Here is an 18,531-nt window from a genome sequence, read left to right as displayed (position 1 = left end):
GGGGGCGTATAAATGCGTATACTGCACACCATGCTACGGGTCGGTGATCTTGATCGCTCCATCAGCTTTTATACAGAAGTGCTGGGCATGAAGTTGTTGCGCAAGAAAGACTACCCGGACGGCAGATTTACATTGGCATTTGTTGGTTACGGTGACGAGTCGGAGAATACCGTCATCGAGCTCACACATAACTGGGATATAGACCGTTATGAGCTCGGCACAGGATTTGGTCATATTGCCCTGGAGGTAAACGATGTATACGAAGCAACCGGGCAGATCCGTAATAACGGTGGCAAGATACTGCGTGAAGCCGGTCCGATGAATGCCGGCACGACGGTTATTTCCTTCGTGGAAGACCCGGATGGCTACCAGATCGAATTGATCGGCAAGAAAGGCTGAAGTTCAGCCCTTATAAGACGATAAGCATTGCAGCAGGCTGCGAAAGCAGGGGGGTTGTAACTGAATATTTCACGGGTTGGTCCCGCCGAATGTCCGTTCAGGGAAGGATTGTGCAGGATAATGGTTATCCTGCTATTTGCTGTGCTGGCCATCTCCATGGCCGCGGACGCTGTGGCGCGTGAGCGGCGAGAAGTCGTCGTTATCCATTCCTACCACCAGGATTACCCCTGGACGGCTTTGCAGCATGAAGGCTTTACCGGAATGCTGTCCAGCAGCTTGCCTGATTATGACATTAATTTCTCGGTCGAATATCTCGATACCAAGCGTGTAAAGCCCAGTCCTGGTTATTTGCAAAAATTCCTGTACTACCTGCAGGCCAAGCATGCCGGCGACACACCCGATCTCATCTATGTGACAGATGATAACGCAATGAATTTTATGCTTGCGGCTGGTGTACTGTCATTTCGGTCAACACCCGTGGTTTTTTCCGGTGTCAATAACCTTTCTCTTGGAGATACGCTGGACCGGCAGCGTATCACCGGTGTGTTCGAACGCAAGGGTGTAGAGCGCAGTGTCAATCTCGTCCGTCAGATACGCCCGCAGACAAAACGCATCATATTTCTGGGTGATGGTGGTCCCACCGATCAGGCTATCAGCGCAGGAATCAGTGGAATTTCCCGGCATTACACCGGGTTGGAAATTGTACGCATTGGAATGAGCTCGAAGTACGAGCTCCTGGATTCACTGAAAACAGCGGGCCCGGGTGTTGTGATCGTTACCTCGATAGGCGGTGTGCACGACGAAAACGGGCGAGTACTTGAACTGGATGAAGTCATGCGGGAGATTACCGGCACAGGCCGCATGGTGCTTGTCATGGAAGATGGCTATCTGTTCCCCGGTGTACTCGGTGGATATGTGACCACGGCGCGACTACAGGGTGAGTCGGCAGCGCGGCTTGCGGTGCGTATTATCAGGGGTGAGCCTGTTTCGGATGTTGAGCCAGTCAAGGAAAGCCTCGGGGAACTTGTATTTGACTGGAACACATTACAGCACTTTGGCATACGGCTGAACGAGGATCTCCTGGACAGTGCCAGAATTATCAATCAACCACTTCCTTTTCTCGATCGCCACCCGCAACTGGTCTGGTGGGTGCTGGGTATATTTATCACTATCGCTGTAATCATTATCGGCATTTTTGTTTTTGTTACACAGCGCAAGAACCGCATTATCAGGGAACAGACAACAGATGATCTGACGGGTCTGCCCAATCGTACACGCTTGCTGCAGGACACTCTTTCGATGTCGAACCCCCGTTTTGCAGTGATTGACATAAACAACTTCAAGGCAATTAACAGTTTCTACGGCCTGGATACCGGGGACGCGGTCCTCGTTGCTGTCAGCCGGGAAATTGCCTGCCTGCTTCCGGGCGGGACAAGGCTCTACAGGATGGGGCGTGACCAGTTTGGTGTGCTTGCGGACGGTGCCATGCAGTTTGCAGTATTCAGACAGCTGATAGCCCGGATTGTGGAGGCATTGAGAGACAGCCATCTGTCAATCGGTGAGCCGGAAATCCATCTGACGGCAAGTGCAGGTATCAGTGGCCGTGAAAGTACTACGCTGATTGCCGGGGCCGAGCAGGCCCTGCATATAGCCAGAGAGCGCAACGAAGGGTACGCGGTCGATGATGACGCACTGGAGGATGCAGAACGCCAGAAGCAGAATATTCTATGGGCCAACAAGCTGAGTACAGCCCTGGAAACAGGCCGCATCAGACCTTTCTTTCAGCCCATTATTCATAATGCCAGCGGTAAACAGACCAAATATGAAGCGTTGGTACGCCTGATAGACGAGGATGGCAGTGTTGTCACACCGTTTTTCTTCCTTGAGGCGGCAAAGCGCACGCGTCAGTACGCTATTCTGACACGTACCATGATCGAGCAGAGTCTGGATATGCTGGGTGATCGTGCTGTCAGTATATCGCTCAATTTTACCGTAGAAGATATTCGTAATTCCGAAACAGTTCATTTCTTCAAGCAGAAACTGAATGAATATAATGCTGCGGGTCGTGTGGTGGTGGAATTGATCGAGAGCGAAGGGATTGAGAATTACGAAGAGGTCAGTCGCTTTATTGCCGAGATCAAGAGGCTGGGTTGCCGCGTGGCTATTGATGACTTTGGTACCGGATACTCCAACTTCACACATCTCATGCATCTGAATGCGGATTATCTGAAGATAGATGGTTCAATTATCAAACGTATAAATGATGACAGGAACTCGGAACTGGTGACACGTACTCTCGTTGATTTCGCGCGTCGGCTGGGTATGGAAACGATTGCCGAGTATGTCGATTCACAAGCTGTACTGGACAAGGTGACTGCTCTTGGAGTGGATTACTCGCAGGGTTTCTTTCTCGGTAAACCGGCTCCGGAGTTGCCAAGGAGCGCTGGTGAAGGTCAGAGATAATTACCCGACCCCTGTTTTCACAAGGGTCGGACAGTTATTACGGGTTTTCGATAAGTATCTCGACCCGCCGGTTCGCTGATCTGCCTTCCGGTGTATCGTTGCTGGCAACCGGGCGTGATTCTCCATAGCCGTAGACGCTGATCCGGCCTGCGTCTATGCCACCCACTTCCGTCAGGAACCTGGCGACTTTCGTGGCTCTTTCTTCGGACAGCTTCAGGTTCAGTGCGTCACTCCCTGTCGAGTCGGTATGACCGGAAACCTTGATCATACTGTTCGGGAAAGTTTTGACGGCCTGAATAATTTTATTCAGCAAGGCAAAGTTGTCGGCTTCCAGTTCACTGCCTCCCGGTGGGAAGCGGAATCCGTGGGCGGCAATCAGCACATTCTTGCGTTGCTGGTATACGCTGGCCTCGTTCGGACTGAACATGGATTCGACCTTTGCAATGGATCTTTTCTGCTCTTCGGTGAGTGATAACTCCTGTTCATACTGACTGGACGCAATTGCGGTCTCATCCCTCTGTTTGATCAGTTCCTCAATCGAATTTCGGAGGCCGATAACGACCTCGCGGTTATCGCGGTTGAAGGGAAGCTCCTTGCCCAGTGGTGTGGCAACTTCGCCAAGTTGTGCCTGGTACCAGAGAAGGACCTCCTCGTCTGTGTAATCCCGGCGTTTGAAATCCTTGATAAGTTCGGTAATAACAATACTACGCTCGGCAAGCCATTTGGCGCGCGAGGCATGGGTATTGGCCTTTTCCGTCTTCGTGCGATCGGCGTCCAGAACAGACAGAGCAAGATTCAGTTCTTCAGAAGCCAGCTTGTACGTTTTCGGTGCGTACTTTGCAGCACCGTTTTCACGGGCTTTTTCCAACGCGGTTTTAGCCGTATCCATTGTGCCTTCTTTCAGTGAAAGCAGTTCCAGTCGCTCATAGCCGGCAATCAGTTTAGGGCGACGTTTCTTGACATCCTCCAGGCGGCCACGCTCTACCATGGCAGCGGTTTTCCGCAACTCGGTTTCCTGCTCTGAGGTGTCCTTTGTCAACACGGTGGCGGCACCGGCATCCAGGGCCCGCTCTCTTGCGGCCAGCACTTCACGCAGCAAGTCCTTGCTCTTTTCCGTGTCACTGTTCAGCTTTTTCATGCTGTTGAGACCGAGTCGCGCAGAGCTATTGGCAGCTTCATCGCGCCCACCGGCAGCTTCCTCAATTGCCTGATCGAGATACCCTGATACCGTTTTATAGCCATCGGGTGCAAGATAGTCTGCGCCCTGTGCGCGTGCGTCCTGCAGTGCCTTGTCGAGTTGCGCAATCTGTTCATTCTGTTCGAGGACCTGTTCGTTGCTGAGCTTTGGTGTGGAGGCGCAGGCGGTTAGCAGGACTGCGATAAACAGGCCAGTAGATATACGTATCAAGTTTTTCAACATTTTTCTATCCTTGGTTTAAATGGGGTATCCGAATCCTGAACTTCCGGTCTTTGAGACTTCCTTCAACCGTGCGGGTCACGGCTCCTTCCCGTGCACAGCAACTGACAAAGCCATTGCCGGATTCTACCAGCGACAGCTCGATCAGTCTCTCGATATGATCGGTTTATACATGCCGCATGCGCTTGATTTCGAAATACCGGCACTGGTTTTCGGCAATGCTGTAGAGCCAGGGGCTGCCTGATTTCCGACGCCTTGCAATCTTTCTGTGCAGCCCCGTTTACCGGGTTGCGCGTGAAAGGCGGTACACTGCACAGTCAATGAAAACCATAAACACGCTCCTGCTCAACCATTTCGTGCTGGTTACCCTGCTCGTTTTGCCGTGCGTCGTATTTGCAAATGGCACTGTGATTGTCAAGGGTGTGGACAAGGCGCTTGAAGCTAATATCAGGGCCATGCTGTCGCTTGAACAGGAAGCCTGCGATGCGCCTCAATGGCGCATGCAGGTCAGCCTGATCAAGGCAGAAAGTGAGATCCGTGAGGCGCTTCAGGCATTCGGTTACTACCAGCCTGTCATTAACCAGACTTACAGGAAAAAAGGTAAAAGTAATTGCTGGACAGCCAGATTCGATATCCAGCCAGGGAAACGGGTAATCCTGCGCGATATCAATATCGCTATTACGGGTGAAGCCGGTCGTGATGAAAACTTTCAGAAATTGATTGATAAAACCGGACTCAGGCCAGGCCTTCCGCTGCGACATGACGACTATGAGTCACTGAAGTCCGGCATTACCAATCTTGCCGCAGAGCGGGGATATTTTGATAGCCGGTTCACCGTGCATGAGCTGCGGGTTGATCCTGTTTCGGGATATGCAGACATCAACCTGAGATTCGAATCCGGCGTGCGTTTCCGCTTTGGTGAGACGCGTGCGGCGCAGGACATTATCGATGACAAGCTGTTGCGGCGCTACCTTGGTTACCGGAAAGGCGAGCCCTATGTGCGCACTGCACTGACGGAGACCTCCCTTGCATTGAGCGGCAGTGGCTACTTTGCCCAGGTGCTGGTGCAGCCGCTGATCGATGAGGCCGAGGGCCACGAGGTTCCGGTTCGTATAACACTTACACCCGCCAACCGGCACCGCTATACGCTATCGACCGGTTTCGCGACCGATACTGGCCCGCGTCTCGGGGCTGGCTATAAAAACCTGCGCCTCAACCGCAAAGGACACCAGCTCTCAAGTGACCTGTCTCTGTCAACCGTGATATCCAGAGTGACCTTTGCCTACACACTGCCACTGGAGCATCCTGTTACCGACAAAATGAGATTTGAGGCCGGTTATAAACAGGAGAACACTGACAGCTATCGCGCAGATACCACCGCAGTATCCGTAACGCGAACCCGCCAGTTAAAAAACCGTTGGCTGGAGGAGCAGGTGCTGGAATACAGCAGGGAGTCATTCAAAATCAGCGGCGATCTGAATGATTCATCGTCGTTACTGATGCCGGGTATCGGCTGGTCGAAATCAGTTGCCGATAATCCACTCTACCCGCGTAGAGGTTTTCGGCTGAACTTCACAACACGCGGCAGCCTGCAAGGTGTAGCGTCTGATATCAGCTTTCTGCAATTGATCGGGGGTGCCAAAGGCATTCTCGGCCTGCCGTGGCAAACCCGTTTGATTGGCCGCTTCGATGGTGGCTCAACGTTTATGAACAAGTTCGACGCCTTACCGCCTTCGGTACGTTTTTTTGCCGGTGGCGACAGCAGCGTGCGCGGCTACGGTTACAAATCTCTCGGTCCCGACAACGCCAGTGGCGAGGTGGAAGGTGGCAAGCACCTGTTGGTTGGCAGCCTGGAGCTGGACCACAGGATAACCGAAAAGTGGGGGTTGGCCGCGTTTGTCGATACCGGAAATGCATTTAATGACCTCCCTGTTGACCTGAAAACAGGTGTCGGGCTGGGAATCCGCTGGCGCTCCCCGGTCGGACCGGTCCGGCTGGATTTTGCACGCCCGCTCGACAGAAAGAGCAATCAGCTGTGGGTTCACTTCGTAATGGGTCCGGATCTCTAGGTTACGCATTTATCATGCTGCAACGTATCGCAAAATATCTGTTCCTGGTTTTTTTCGGGCTGCTGGTGCTGATCACTGCGGCACTTGCCTTTATCACCCTCAGTGAAACCGGGAACCGCTGGTTGATCCGGGAAGCACAGCGGTACGCGCCCGGAGAGCTCGAGATCAGCAGCATCAGCGGCGAGCTGGTGTCCGGTCTGACGCTAAAGGGTGTGAGTTACCGTCAGGACGAGAGGGTCATTGAAATTGACCGGCTTGTTCTCGACGTGTACCTGCCTGACCTGCTGCGTGGCACAGCGCGGATACGTCTGCTCGACGCCCGAAATATGTACTACCGGGCACCTCCCGCAGCGCCTGATGCCGAGCCGTTCGTGTTGCCGGAACGCATACCCTTGCCGTTGGCTCTTCAGGTAGACAAGGTGCGGGTCACCGGTCTGCTGGTAGAAGCAGATAAAGCTAAAACCGTGGTTGATAAACTTGTCCTGTCAGTGAGTGCCGGCCCGGTTCGCGGGCTCCACATTAAACAGTTCGATGTCAGTTTGCAGGACAAGATGCTGCAACTGAGTGGGAAGGCCGACCTGCACAAGCCTTACAGCTTCGGCGCAACGCTGAACTGGGCAACCCGTTTGCCCGATGCAGTCACCGTTTCCGGGGAAGCCGAACTGAAGGGTGATCTGCACCGGTTCAGCGTTAAACACACACTCTCAGGCCCGTTCCAGCTGACCAGTGACGGCACCGTTCAGCTGGAGGGTGAGCAGCCGGAATTCCGGTTTTCCGGGCAATGGCAGTCGCTGCGCTGGCCGTTGTCGGGGGACGTGGAATACGCGAGTGCGCAAGGGGATTACGAGATTGAAGGCCATGTCGATGACTACAGGCTCAAACTTGAGGGACCGCTCGATATTCGCAATGCACCGGCCATGCAGGTGCAGGCACGCGGGCATGGAGATTCCGGGCAACTGGCCATCGATGCGTTGGACATCACTATGCTCGACGGCAGCCTTGCGGCGAGCGGCAATGTGGCTTGGGCACCCGGGTTTACGCTGGCTATGGATATCAAGGCATCCGGGATCAACCCCGGTTTGCAGTGGCCCGAGTGGCCGGGTCGACTGGATCTCGAAACACGACTCGATGTCACCAGCAAGGATGAGCGTGTTGCTGCGGCCTTCCGCAAACTCAGGTTAAAAGGCACCTTGCACACCCAGCCGATTACAGTAGAGGGAGATCTGGGTTTCAAAAATGGCTTGCCGGAGTCAACAGGGTTACGCATTGCCCTGGGTGAAAATCGCGCAGAAGTTTCCGGTGTTCTGGATGCGCGAACCGGTTTGCGATACCAGGTCGATGCCCCGAAGTTGGCTGGTGTGATGCCGGGCCTCGCCGGCCAGGTGCGTGCGAACGGTGTTATAAAAGGTCCGATGGATGCTGTTTCGGCCAACCTGGATCTGTCGGCAAGCGGACTCAGCTACCAGGGAAACTCGGTGCAAACGCTGAGCGCTCAGGCGTTGATTGATCCTGTCAGGCCGCAAGCATCAAAGCTCAGCATCCGGGCGCAGGGCGCACTAATCGGCAAAACGCCGGTGCAGAGCCTGGCACTCACGAGCCAGGGCTGGATCGACCGTCACAAAGTGAGTCTCGACGTGACGGCCGGACAAGGGCGTACCCTGGTTGAATTGCGTGGCGGTTATCGTCAGGCGGCCTGGGACGGTGTACTGGAAGTTGCAACGCTCGAGTTGCGAGCGCTGGGTAACTGGCAGCTACGCGATCCGGTTGAATTGCACGTCACTGCGCGCGATGCACGACCGTTCAAGGCCTGCTGGCAGGCGCAACAGCGCCAGGTCTGTGTGCGGGGCAGCCGGGAGAATGATGCATTGCAACTGGCCCTGGATGGTGAGTCTGCAGAAGGTCAACTGCACGGCGATATCAGGCTGGGCCGGCCTGGTGGTGGAAAAGATCAGTTGTCCGGCACGGTCAATCTTGATTTCCCGGACCTGCGCTTTATGGAACCACTGATGACCGATATCAAGGTTGCCGGCGGTGCGGCGGCCGCCGAGATCCGACTTTCCGGTTCTCTGGATGCGCCGGAAATCGGCGGTACTGCATCACTCAGCAAGGGCCAGATGATTATTCCGGCGTTGGGCATTGAGATGAAAAACATCGGTTTTCAGGCAGAGGGGAAAGGCTCCGATGTTGTGTTGAGTGGCTCGGCGGACTCAGGCAAAGGCAGTATTCGTCTTGATGGAACGCTGTCTCTGGCCAGGGCGCGTAACTGGCCTTTCAACGTTAAGTTGCAGGGCGAACACTTCGCCATCATCAGCCTGCCGGACAAGATCATAGAGGTCGACCCTGAGCTTCAGGTTGCAGGATCGATGCAGCGGGTCGATGTTACCGGCTCGGTACGTGTTCCCTACGCCCGGATCAAACTCAGGAAACTTCCGCCCAATACCGTCAAGGTGTCCGCAGACCAGGTGATTGTTGGTCCGGCGGGTGCGCCTGTACAGCAACCCTCAACCCTTCCTGTCAGTGTCAATGTTGTGGCGAACATCGGCGATGATGTGCACTTCGAAGGCCTGGGTCTGAGTACCAACCTGGCAGGCAGCCTCGCTATTCGCAGCCTGGAGTCGAAAATACTCATCGGCAATGGTGTGCTGGAACTCAGGAACGGCCGCTATGACGGCTATGGCCAGAAACTGGCCATCCAGCGAGGTCGACTGTTGTTTGCCGGACCACTGGGCAATCCGGCGCTGGATATTCAGGCAGCGCGTATCATTGGCGAGGTAACGGCAGGCCTGCAACTGACCGGTAATGTCGAGTCACCCCGGTTGAGCTTGTTTTCCAACCCGGCCATGGCCAACGCCGAAATCATGTCCTACCTGGTCACCGGCAAACCGCTCAATGATTCATCTACGGGCAAGGATTCGCAGGCGCTCGCCGCCGCGGCGGCATCGTTGGGCGCCAACAATCCCGTTTCCCGGGAAATAAGCCAGAAGCTCGGGATTGACCTTGGCGTTCAATCGGGTGCTACCGACACAGACACCGCACTGACCGTGGGTAAACAGTTGTCACCACGCCTGCATATTGATTATGTCTATGGTCTGTTTAATGAAAGCGCCGCTTTTCAGGTGATCTACAAGCTGACGCGGCACCTCAGCCTGATCGGGAACTCCGGTGCCCAGCAATCGATAGATCTGAAGTACAGTATTGAAAGAAAATGAGCGGGTAAACAGGCGAAGTCAATTTCTTTGTAAGGTGGTCAGTCACTCTGTAAATGTCGCGCATGAAATGCCAGGTGCTCACCGATAAAACTGGCGATGAAATGGTAGCTATGGTCGTAGTCTTCCTGCATGCGAAACTGAATCGGAATGTTTCGCTCAAGGCAGGCATCAACCAGTGCCCGGGGATGAAGTTGTTCGGCAAGGAATTCATCACCGGTACCCTGGTCGATGAGTAGCGGGAGGGGTTTTGCGCCGGCCTTCACCAGCGCTGTCGCATCCCAGGCATTCCAGGCTTCCCGGTCATCACCGAGGTAGGCGCTCAGGCAGCCTTCGCCCCAACCGCAGTTTACCGGATTGCAGATCGGTGCAAAGGCCGACACGGACTGGTAGGCGCCGGGGTTTTTGAAGGCGCATATCAGTGCGCCATGACCCCCCATGGAATGCCCGGTAATGGATTTGAGGCCGGGTATCAGTGGCAACTCAGCCTCAACCAGGGCTGGTAATTCGCGTGTGACGTAGTCGTACATCTGGTAATGGCTGGCCCAGGGTTCACAGGTGGCGTTGATATAAAAGCCTGCGCCCTGACCCAGGTCGTAGCGGTCGGGATCATCCGCCACACCTTCGCCACGGGGGCTGGTGTCGGGCATGACCAGTGCGATACCCAGCGCTGCGGCATAGCGCTGTGCGCCGGCTTTGACACGAACATTGTCATCCGTACAGGTCAGTCCCGACAGGAAATAGAGCGCCGGTACTTTTCGCGTGCTGGCGGCAGGGGGCAGGTAGACAGAGAAGGTCATTTCGCAATGGCAGCATGCCGAGTCATGCGTGTAGCGGTTCAACCAGCCACCGGATTCCTTGATGTGTTCAATCTGACGCATGTCGGGTTTCTCAGAAGATAATGACAGAGCGGATGCTCTCGCCACGGTGCATGAGGTCAAAGGCGCGGTTGATATCTTCCAGCGGCATGGTGTGGGTTACCATTTTGTCCACCTCGATTTCACCCGCCAGGTAGCGGTCGACATAGCCGGGCAACTGACTGCGACCCTTGACGCCGCCAAAGGCCGTTCCCTTCCAGGTGCGGCCTGTGACCAGCTGGAAGGGCCGGGTGTGGATCTCCTGTCCGGCCCCGGCAACACCGATGATGGTGGAGACACCCCATCCCATGTGGCAGGACTCGAGCGCTTCGCGCATGACTTCGACATTGCCGATGCATTCAAAAGAATAATCCACACCGCCGTTTGTCATTTCGACAATCGCCTCGGTGACACTCCCGCCCAGGTCCGAGGGGTTGATGAAGTCCGTAGCGCCCAGTGCCCTGGCCATGTCGAATTTTGCCGGGTTCATGTCAATGGCGATGATGCGTTCGGCTTTGGCCATTACCGCGCCCTGTACGCAGGACAGGCCAATGCCGCCGAGGCCGAAAACGGCGACGGTCGATCCGGGTTCGACCCTGGCTGTGTTGAGTACAGCACCGATGCCTGTTGTGATGCCGCAGCCCAGCAAACAGACCTTGTCGAGTGGTGCCGCGGGATTGATCTTCGCCAGTGCGATTTCCGGCACCACGGTATATTCGGAGAACGTCGAGCAACCCATGTAGTGATAGATGGGTTTGCCATCCAGGGAGAAGCGTCGTGTATGGTCAGGCATATACCCGGTCCACACGGTGGAGGCAATGGACTGACACAGGTTGGTCTTCGTTGACTTGCAGTATTCGCATTCCCCGCATTCGGGGATATAGAGAGGAATAACATGGTCGCCGGGTTTCAGGTCCTTGACCCCCGGGCCGCATTCCACCACTTCGCAGCCGCCCTCGTGGCCGAGTACGGCGGGGAAGGCCGCCTCAGGATCTTCCCCGGAGAGCGTGAAAGCGTCGGTATGGCAGACCCCCGAGGCGATGACTTTCAGTAAAACCTCGCCTTCCTTCGGGCCTTCCACGTCGATGAGCTCGATGGACAGAGGTTGCCTGGGTTCCCATGCGACGGCGGCTTTGGCTTTCATGAAGTGTGTTCCTCGTGTTTGATGTCGTGGTGATTCACTCTGCCCTGGAGTGACTCGGTACCCGCTGGATTTTCGCGCCCAGCTGGGAAAGTTTTTCCTCGATACATTCGTACCCGCGGTCAAGGTGGTAGATGCGATCAATCAATGTCTCGCCTTCAGCCGCAAGTCCTGCGATAACCAGGCAGGCTGATGCACGCAGGTCAGTCGCCATCACGGGTGCACCGTGCAGTTTGTCGATACCGCGAATGATCGCAGTGTTCCCCTGCAGCTCAATGTCAGCGCCCATGCGCTGCAGTTCCTGCACGTGCATGAAGCGATTTTCGAAAATGGTTTCCTTTACTGTCGCGGTACCATCTGCAATGGCATTCAGCGCGACGAACTGCGCCTGCATGTCAGTCGGGAAGGCAGGGTAGGGAGCCGTTGTCAGGTTGATGGCGTGCGGACGTTTGCCGTGCATGTCGACATCGATACTGTTTTCATTCGAGGTGATTTCGGCGCCGGCATCGCGCAGTTTTTCGATCACGGCATCGAGATAGGAGGGCTCGGTTCTACGCAAGTGAATTTTCCCGCCTGTTGCGGCGGCGGCCACCATAAAAGTACCGGTCTCGATGCGGTCGGCGGTAATGCTGTGGCTGCCACCGTGCAGTTTCTCTACACCTTCGATAGTAATGGTGTCGGTACCGGCCCCGCTGATTTTTGCGCCCATGGCCTGCAGGCAGTGGGCGAGGTCGGCGACTTCCGGCTCGCGGGCGGAATTTTCGAGTACCGTGGTGCCTTCGGCGAGGGTGGCGGCCATCATCAGGTTTTCAGTGCCGGTGACAGATACGACGTCAAAGAAGAACGGCGTTCCTTTGAGGCGGCTGGCTTTGGCCTTGATATAGCCGTCCTCGATCCCGATTTCTGCGCCCATCGCCTTCAGTCCCTGTATATGCAGGTTGACCGGGCGTGAACCGATGGCGCAGCCACCGGGCAGCGATACTTCGGCTTCGCCGAATCGTGCCAGCAAAGGACCGAGCACCAGTATGGATGCGCGCATGGTTTTAACCAGCTCATAGGGTGCCAACAGGCTGGTGATGCGCGAACTGTCCGCCACCAGTGACAGGTCATCCACCAGTTCGATTTCAGTGCCAAAACGGCCCATCAATTCCAGGGTGGTGGTGATGTCGCGCAGATGGGGAACGTTGCGCAGCGTGAATGGTTCGGGGCATAGCAAGGTTGAGGCAAGGATTGGCAAGGCGGCATTCTTGGCGCCGGAAATAGTGACTTCGCCTTGCAGCGGACCATTGCCGATGATGTTCAGTTTATCCATTCACGTAACCTGGAAAGTCTCTGTCATTGCGAGCGCAGCGCGGCAATCTTTTTCAGTCTGGTGCGAGACGTCTGGAGATTGCTTCGCTGTGCTCGCAATGACGGGATATAAGGGCATGGATGAAAATCAGTTGGCTACCGGAGTATTTTGTACATTGGCAAACGCTTCAATAATCCGGTCTATCTGTTCCGCGCTGTGTGCGGCACTGACGCTGCATCGCAGCAGGCTGTCTTCGGTCGGTGATGCGGGCGGCATGACCAGGTTGACGTAGGCGCCGCGTTGTAACAGCCGGTTCCACCAGTCGATGGCCTGGTTGCGGTTCTTGATGGTGACAGCCACCACGGGGCTGACCTCGGGGCTGACCTGTAGCCCAAGTGCTTTCAGTCCGTCATAAAGGTGTTGGGCGTTGGCCCAGAGCTGATCACGAAGATACGGACGTTCCTGCATCAGGCGCAGTGCCGCGCGCGTGGAGGCGATGACCGAGGGTGACGGCGACGCGGTAAAAATATAGGCGCGTATCGCGAAACGAATGGCGTCAAGCTGGTCGTGGTTGCTGACGCAATAGCCACCGATAGAGCCCAGGCTTTTACTGAAGGTGCCAACCACAAAATCCACGTCATCCTCGACGCCGGCAGCTTCTGCAACGCCTCGTCCGTGATCGCCGAGCATGCCCAGCGAATGAGCCTCGTCGACCAGCAGCAGACCGCCGTACTTGCGTTTGACCTCTGCGATCTCGGCCAGCGGCGCCTGGTCACCCATCATGCTGTAGATGCCTTCTACAATGATAAGCGTATTGTCGATACGATCACCGAGCCGGCGCAGGCGTTTGTCGAGGTCTGCGGGATCATTGTGGCGGAAGCGGATCACATCGGCGCCACCGAGGCGCACGCCGTCATAGATACTGGCGTGGCTGTCGGCGTCCAGTACAATGACGTCACCCGGGCCGGCCAGTGTTGACCCCATTCCCATGGTGGCGGCATAGCCGGTGGAAAATACAATCGAGCGCTTGCGATCGAAAAATTCCGCCAGCTCTTTCTCCAGCGCGACGTGTCCGGCGAAAGTCCCGTTGGCCATACGCGAGCCGGTGGTACCCGTGCCCAGCTCGTCGATGGCGTTCTTGGCAGCCTCCAGGCATTCGGGCTCAAACGTGAGTCCGAGATAATTGTTGGTGCCGGCGAGAATGACCTTGTGACCGTTGACGATGGCCTCGGTGGAGGACAACAGTTTCTCGGTGACGGCACCAAAGGGCATGATACCCAGTGCCTGTAGGTCGGCCTGGATATCGGCAATCGGCTGAAATTTATCGAACAGGCTCATGATCAGGGGTTGAGCTTTTCCAGCGCCTGGGCCAGATCGTGTACGGTACGGATGTCGGGCAGGATATTGAGCGGAATGGACATGTCAAAATGGTCTTCCAGTTGCTCGATCAGCTCCATGACCTGCAGTGAGGTCAGCCCCAGTTCGGTGACCAGTTCACTTTCCTCGTTGAGCAATATGCCCTGCTTGGCGAAGGGCTTGAGCACGTCGAAGATGCGTTCAAGGTATTCATTGTAGTCAGGCATGCAGAAAACTCGTTCGGATCCGGGGCTTGATAGTTGCGCCGCGCGGCACAAGCCGCTAGATTCGCAAACGCTGAATTGTACTTGGAGTTGAGCGGCGGCGCCACGGGTGTCAGCCCTGAAATCATTACCATGAGTCCCGTTGAACCCGTACAGTCCGGTCTGGCCGATTCCGGCGGAAAACCCCCTGTTGTGTGGCTGGTCACGGGCTATCGTGCCGGTGAGCGTAACCAGGTGATTGCCCTGGGGGAGGCGCTGGGCTGGCCTTTCGAGCTGAAGGAGCTCGATTACCGCAGCACAGAATTCCGTACCAGCCTGTTTCGCGGCAGCGATCTGCGCGGCATCCGGCAGGACAGCTCTTCCCCGCTAGTAGCGCCCTGGCCGGACCTGGTGATCTCCGCAGGCATGCGCAACGAGCCCGTGTGTCGCTGGATTCGGGACCAGCAGGGTGGTACGACGCGCATTGTGCATATCGGCAGGCCCTGGGCGCATCTCGACCATTTTGACCTGATTGTGACTACGCCCCAGTATCGACTGGCCGAGCACCCGAAGGTATTGCAGAACACCCTGACCCTGCATCGTGTCACGCCGCAGCGGCTGGAGCAGGAAGCCGTACGCTGGAGAAAGCCGTTTGCACAACTGCCCGGCCCGCGGACCGCAGTGATCCTCGGCGGTAACAGCGGGCCGTATACCCTGGGGCCGAAAAATGCCCATGCCATTGCGCAACAGGTGAACGCGCAGGCACGCCAGCGTGGCGGTTCGCTGATGATCTCCACCAGCGCACGCACCTCACCGGCCGTTATCGATATATTCGAACGTGAAATCAGTGCACCGCATGTGCTGTATCGCTGGCGTCCGGAGGATACGGAAAATCCTTACTTCGGTATGCTCGCCCTGTGCGATGACCTGGTGGTGACGGCTGACAGTATATCCATGCTCAGTGAGGCCTGTGCGACCGGCAAGCCGGTGTGGATGGCGCCGCTGGGAGGCTACGGTTATCTGATGCGCGAGGACCGGGATATCCCCGTAGACTTTCGTCTCAGTGCCTGGAGCTACAGCCTGATGATGCGTTGGGGACACCCCCGCCTGAGCAGGGATATCCGTCTTGTTCACCAGCGTTTGCTCGAACAGGGGCGCGTTGCCTGGCTGGGCGAGCCACCTGCAGTTTCTGTATCGTCATCAGATGATATGGAGCGCGCGGTGGCGCGGGTCAGAGCCCTGTTCTGATCAGGTGGTGTGCGTGCCCCGAACCTTCACCGCACTGCCATTTTCCATTCGGTAGACACAGTCTGCCGCCTCGACCAGTGCCGTCTGGTGAGAAATGGCGAGAATGGTCAACTTGCCACGCAAGGCTTCCATAGTCCGTCCAATGGCGGCCTCGTTTTCCGGGTCCAGTGCGCTGGTGGCTTCATCGAGGATCAGCAGGCGGGGTTTATGCACCAGTGCGCGGGCGATCATGATGCGCTGACGCTGGCCGCCCGAGAATTTGGTGCCGCGCTCCCCCACGGTGCTGTGGATGCTGTCTGGCAGGTGCGCGATGAAGTCCCAGGCGCCAGCCTCTTTTAACGCACGGATGGCATCTTGTTCACCGAGTTCCGGGTCGCCGAGTGTGACGTTGTGGGCGATGGAGGCGTGCAGCAGCAGGGTTTCCTGGGGGACATAGCCGATCATGCGACGCCAGGCGCGCATATCGAGTTTGTTGAGAGGGACGTCGTCAATAAGGACATGCCCGTCCTGGGGTTTTAGCAGACCGATGACCAGGTCGATCACGGTTGTTTTGCCTGATCCCGAGGGACCGGTCAGTGTCGTCAGCTGACCCTGCGGAATGTCAATACTGATGTTACGCAATACGGGTCTTCCAGGATCATAACTGAAGGTTACATGATCGAGCCGGATACCGGTTTCCAGACCCGGTGTTACACCTTCCCCGAGGTATTCCTCGGCCTGGCGCGCCTCTTCGATGGCATCCTTGAGTGACCAGAAGGCACTCTCGCCCACCACCATTTTCTGGTATTGCTTCTGCACCTTGCCCAGCTGACTGAGCATCTTGCCAAGTACCACGGCCAGTACTGTTACCGTGGCCACCGGCATACCAAGTTTGACCAGCGCAATGAACATACCCCCTGCAACTACAATAGCGAACATTTCCTCCTGCGCGGCATTCAGAGCAGCGCTGCTGAATACCTGTTTGCGGAACGCCTTGTTGAGTCGCGTGGTTTCCGTGGCCAGCACCTTGTCGGCAAGGTGTTCCTTTGACATGGCCTTGAGGGGCTTGACGGATTGCAGTGTATCGGTCAACTGTGACAGCAGGGAGGTCAGCAGGCGGGTTTGCTTTTTCCCGGCGCGGCGTGTCATACGCACCAGGAAATGCGAAATACCGATGATGACACTGCCGACGGCGAGTGTGGTCAGGGTCGCCTTCCAGGAAACAGCGACGGCAACACCGCCATAGATAATGGCCTGTACCAGGTAGGTGATGACAGTGGCACCATTGACAAAAGATTCAGATGAACGCTGTGCTTCTGTCGCCAGCCGGTTGGTCAGCCGGCCGATCGGCTGATGGATAAAGTATTCCCATTTGCTGCGCAACATTACGCGCAGCATTTCGAGCCGCAGGTCAGTTGCTACCTGGGCTGCGGTATAACCGACCTGCTTCTTGGCAACCAGCAGCAACAGGCTTTTCAGGGTTACACCGAGCACAATTATCGACAGCAGTACACCAATACCGGGTGAGATGCCGGCCTGTTGCAGGGCATCGATGACCATCTGTTCGTATTCGTTGGCGGGTTGCCTGTCGGTGTTGGCACTTTCCCCGACATCATTTTTTATGGCGATGCTGATCAGTGGCAATAATGCCGATAAGCCCACGCCTTCCGCGATACCGGCAAACAGCAGCGCCAGCAGCATAATGACAGAGTGCCAGGGGTAGGCACTGAAGAAAGAGAGCATCAGACGCATGGCGGTGGGTCAGCAGGCAGGGTTGGGAAGGCTTTGCATAAGGGGGGAATTATGCCTTTTGTGGCGCGCCTGAACAAATCTAGCGCATTCGTGAGAACAACCAGCCTGTCGCGGCCAGCACCAGAATCGTCGGGGTAAAGGCGACAATGGCCGGTGGTATGCCGACCAGCGAGCTTCCGGTGTTAATGATCTGGATCAACAGGTAAAAGCCGATGCCAAGACCTGCGCCAATGGCCAGGTTGCTGCCAAACGCGGTGCTACGCTGGGAGCGCAGGCTGGCGCCAATCGGTGTGGCCAGCAGCACCATGGCGCCCGCCGTCAGTGGCAACGCTATTTTTTGCCAGAACAACTGTTCGGCGCGCTGCCAGTTCTGGTTGGTGGCATGCAGATACTCGACATAGCCATAAAGCCCGGTCAGCGTCATACCGGTGATCGGAAGCGGCAGTACCGGCAGTTCCTCGGGTGACCAGAACGGACCTGTTGCCAGCTCCTTGCGGAAGGTGGTTTTCAGCGTACTGTCTTCCAGGGTTTTTTGTGTGACATCGCGAAGCTCCCACTCGCGGTCTTTTGAGGGCTCTGCCGTTTCGGCGTAGATAAAGTTCAGGAGTCTGCCGTCAGGAGCGAACTGGAAAAGATAAATGTCGGACGGGATCTTGCCATGGCGCAGGGTCCGGACATTGAAAAAATGCAGGTTATTAACAGACCATAGGCCTTTGCCACGCAGCAGATTGGTGCGTCCGGTGCGCGCCAGACTCTTTTCGGTTTCGGCCTTCTGGTAAAGCGGTGCAGATACATATTCTGAAACACCGTAAAGCAGCAGCACCAGCAATAGCGCAGGTACGGCGACAGCGCGAAAGAAGTATGTCAGCGGCATGCCGGCGGCACGCATGGCGATAATCTCACTGTTCTTGTTCAGTCTGGCCAGTGCCAGAATGGTACCCAGCAGCACGATAACAGGGACCAGGTCCATCGACCTTTGCGGCAGGGTGTAGAGTATGTATTGAACAACGTCAGCAGTCTGGTAGTGATTCTGGATGCGTTCCAGTTCGTCCACGATGGCAAGCAGACTGAAAATTGCTGACATGACTATCCAGACCAGTGTCCAGTCCTTGACCAGTTGCCAGGCAATGTAGCGATCGAGGCGATTCAT

General features: G+C 56.1%; 13 protein-coding genes. 5 read left to right on the top strand and 8 right to left on the bottom strand.

The window, feature by feature from the left end; all coding sequences use genetic code 11:
- Nucleotides 1-12 precede the first annotated feature (12 nt).
- Nucleotides 13-399, top strand: coding sequence for a lactoylglutathione lyase (gloA, locus tag DFR30_RS11740; protein WP_132973466.1), 387 nt, complete (start codon nt 13-15; stop codon nt 397-399).
- A gap of 120 nt (nt 400-519) precedes the next feature.
- Entirely contained in the window at nt 520-2,862 is a 2,343-nt protein-coding gene (locus DFR30_RS11735) for an ABC transporter substrate binding protein (protein WP_132973464.1), read from the top strand.
- A gap of 37 nt (nt 2,863-2,899) precedes the next feature.
- Here the strand turns inward: DFR30_RS11735 and DFR30_RS11730 are convergent, their stop codons facing one another.
- Nucleotides 2,900-4,282, bottom strand: a complete 1,383-nt coding sequence (locus tag DFR30_RS11730; protein ID WP_132973461.1) for an OmpA family protein — start codon at nt 4,280-4,282, stop codon at nt 2,900-2,902.
- Between the two features lie 317 nt (nt 4,283-4,599).
- On the opposite strand from DFR30_RS11730, the gene DFR30_RS11725 reads away from it, so the two are divergent.
- Nucleotides 4,600-6,348, top strand: a complete 1,749-nt coding sequence (locus DFR30_RS11725) for an autotransporter assembly complex protein TamA (RefSeq protein ID WP_132973459.1) — start codon at nt 4,600-4,602, stop codon at nt 6,346-6,348.
- A 14-nt stretch (nt 6,349-6,362) separates the two neighbouring features.
- Nucleotides 6,363-9,557, top strand: coding sequence for a translocation/assembly module TamB domain-containing protein (locus DFR30_RS11720; protein ID WP_132973457.1), 3,195 nt, complete (start codon nt 6,363-6,365; stop codon nt 9,555-9,557).
- 38 nt (nt 9,558-9,595) lie between these two features.
- Here the strand turns inward: DFR30_RS11720 and fghA are convergent, their stop codons facing one another.
- From fghA to DFR30_RS11695, 5 genes are all read right to left on the bottom strand, one after another.
- Nucleotides 9,596-10,435, bottom strand: coding sequence for an S-formylglutathione hydrolase (gene fghA / locus DFR30_RS11715; RefSeq protein ID WP_132973455.1), 840 nt, complete (start codon nt 10,433-10,435; stop codon nt 9,596-9,598).
- Between the two features lie 10 nt (nt 10,436-10,445).
- Nucleotides 10,446-11,555 carry an S-(hydroxymethyl)glutathione dehydrogenase/class III alcohol dehydrogenase gene (locus DFR30_RS11710; protein ID WP_132973453.1) on the bottom strand — a complete coding sequence of 370 codons (1,110 nt, stop codon included), beginning with the start codon at nt 11,553-11,555 and terminating at the stop codon, nt 10,446-10,448.
- A 34-nt stretch (nt 11,556-11,589) separates the two neighbouring features.
- Nucleotides 11,590-12,864 carry a UDP-N-acetylglucosamine 1-carboxyvinyltransferase gene (murA, locus tag DFR30_RS11705; protein ID WP_132973451.1) on the bottom strand — a complete coding sequence of 425 codons (1,275 nt, stop codon included), beginning with the start codon at nt 12,862-12,864 and terminating at the stop codon, nt 11,590-11,592.
- Nucleotides 12,865-12,990: 126 nt separating this feature from the next.
- A complete protein-coding gene (spt, locus tag DFR30_RS11700) occupies nt 12,991-14,181 on the bottom strand; it encodes a serine palmitoyltransferase (protein WP_132973449.1) in 1,191 nt (396 codons plus the stop codon).
- Between the two features lie 2 nt (nt 14,182-14,183).
- Nucleotides 14,184-14,426: an acyl carrier protein gene (locus tag DFR30_RS11695; protein ID WP_132973447.1), complete on the bottom strand. Its 243-nt coding sequence runs from the start codon at nt 14,424-14,426 to the stop codon at nt 14,184-14,186.
- Nucleotides 14,427-14,555: 129 nt separating this feature from the next.
- Here DFR30_RS11695 and DFR30_RS11690 point away from each other — a divergent pair, with 129 nt between their 5' ends.
- The gene (locus DFR30_RS11690; protein ID WP_132973445.1) at nt 14,556-15,650 is read left to right on the top strand and encodes a mitochondrial fission ELM1 family protein; all 1,095 of its coding nucleotides are present in this window, start codon (nt 14,556-14,558) and stop codon (nt 15,648-15,650) included.
- On the opposite strand, the gene DFR30_RS11685 is transcribed toward DFR30_RS11690, so the two are convergent.
- Together DFR30_RS11685 and lptG are read right to left on the bottom strand one after the other, a co-directional pair.
- A complete protein-coding gene (locus DFR30_RS11685) occupies nt 15,651-17,381 on the bottom strand; it encodes an ABC transporter ATP-binding protein (RefSeq protein ID WP_132973443.1) in 1,731 nt (576 codons plus the stop codon). It abuts the gene before it with no gap.
- 79 nt (nt 17,382-17,460) lie between these two features.
- Nucleotides 17,461-18,531, bottom strand: a complete 1,071-nt coding sequence (lptG, locus tag DFR30_RS11680) for an LPS export ABC transporter permease LptG (protein WP_132973441.1) — start codon at nt 18,529-18,531, stop codon at nt 17,461-17,463.

The sequence above is a fragment of the Thiogranum longum genome (assembly GCF_004339085.1).
Classification (GTDB): Bacteria; Pseudomonadota; Gammaproteobacteria; order DSM-19610; family DSM-19610; genus Thiogranum; species Thiogranum longum.
This window is presented reverse-complemented; position numbering and strand designations above follow the sequence as displayed.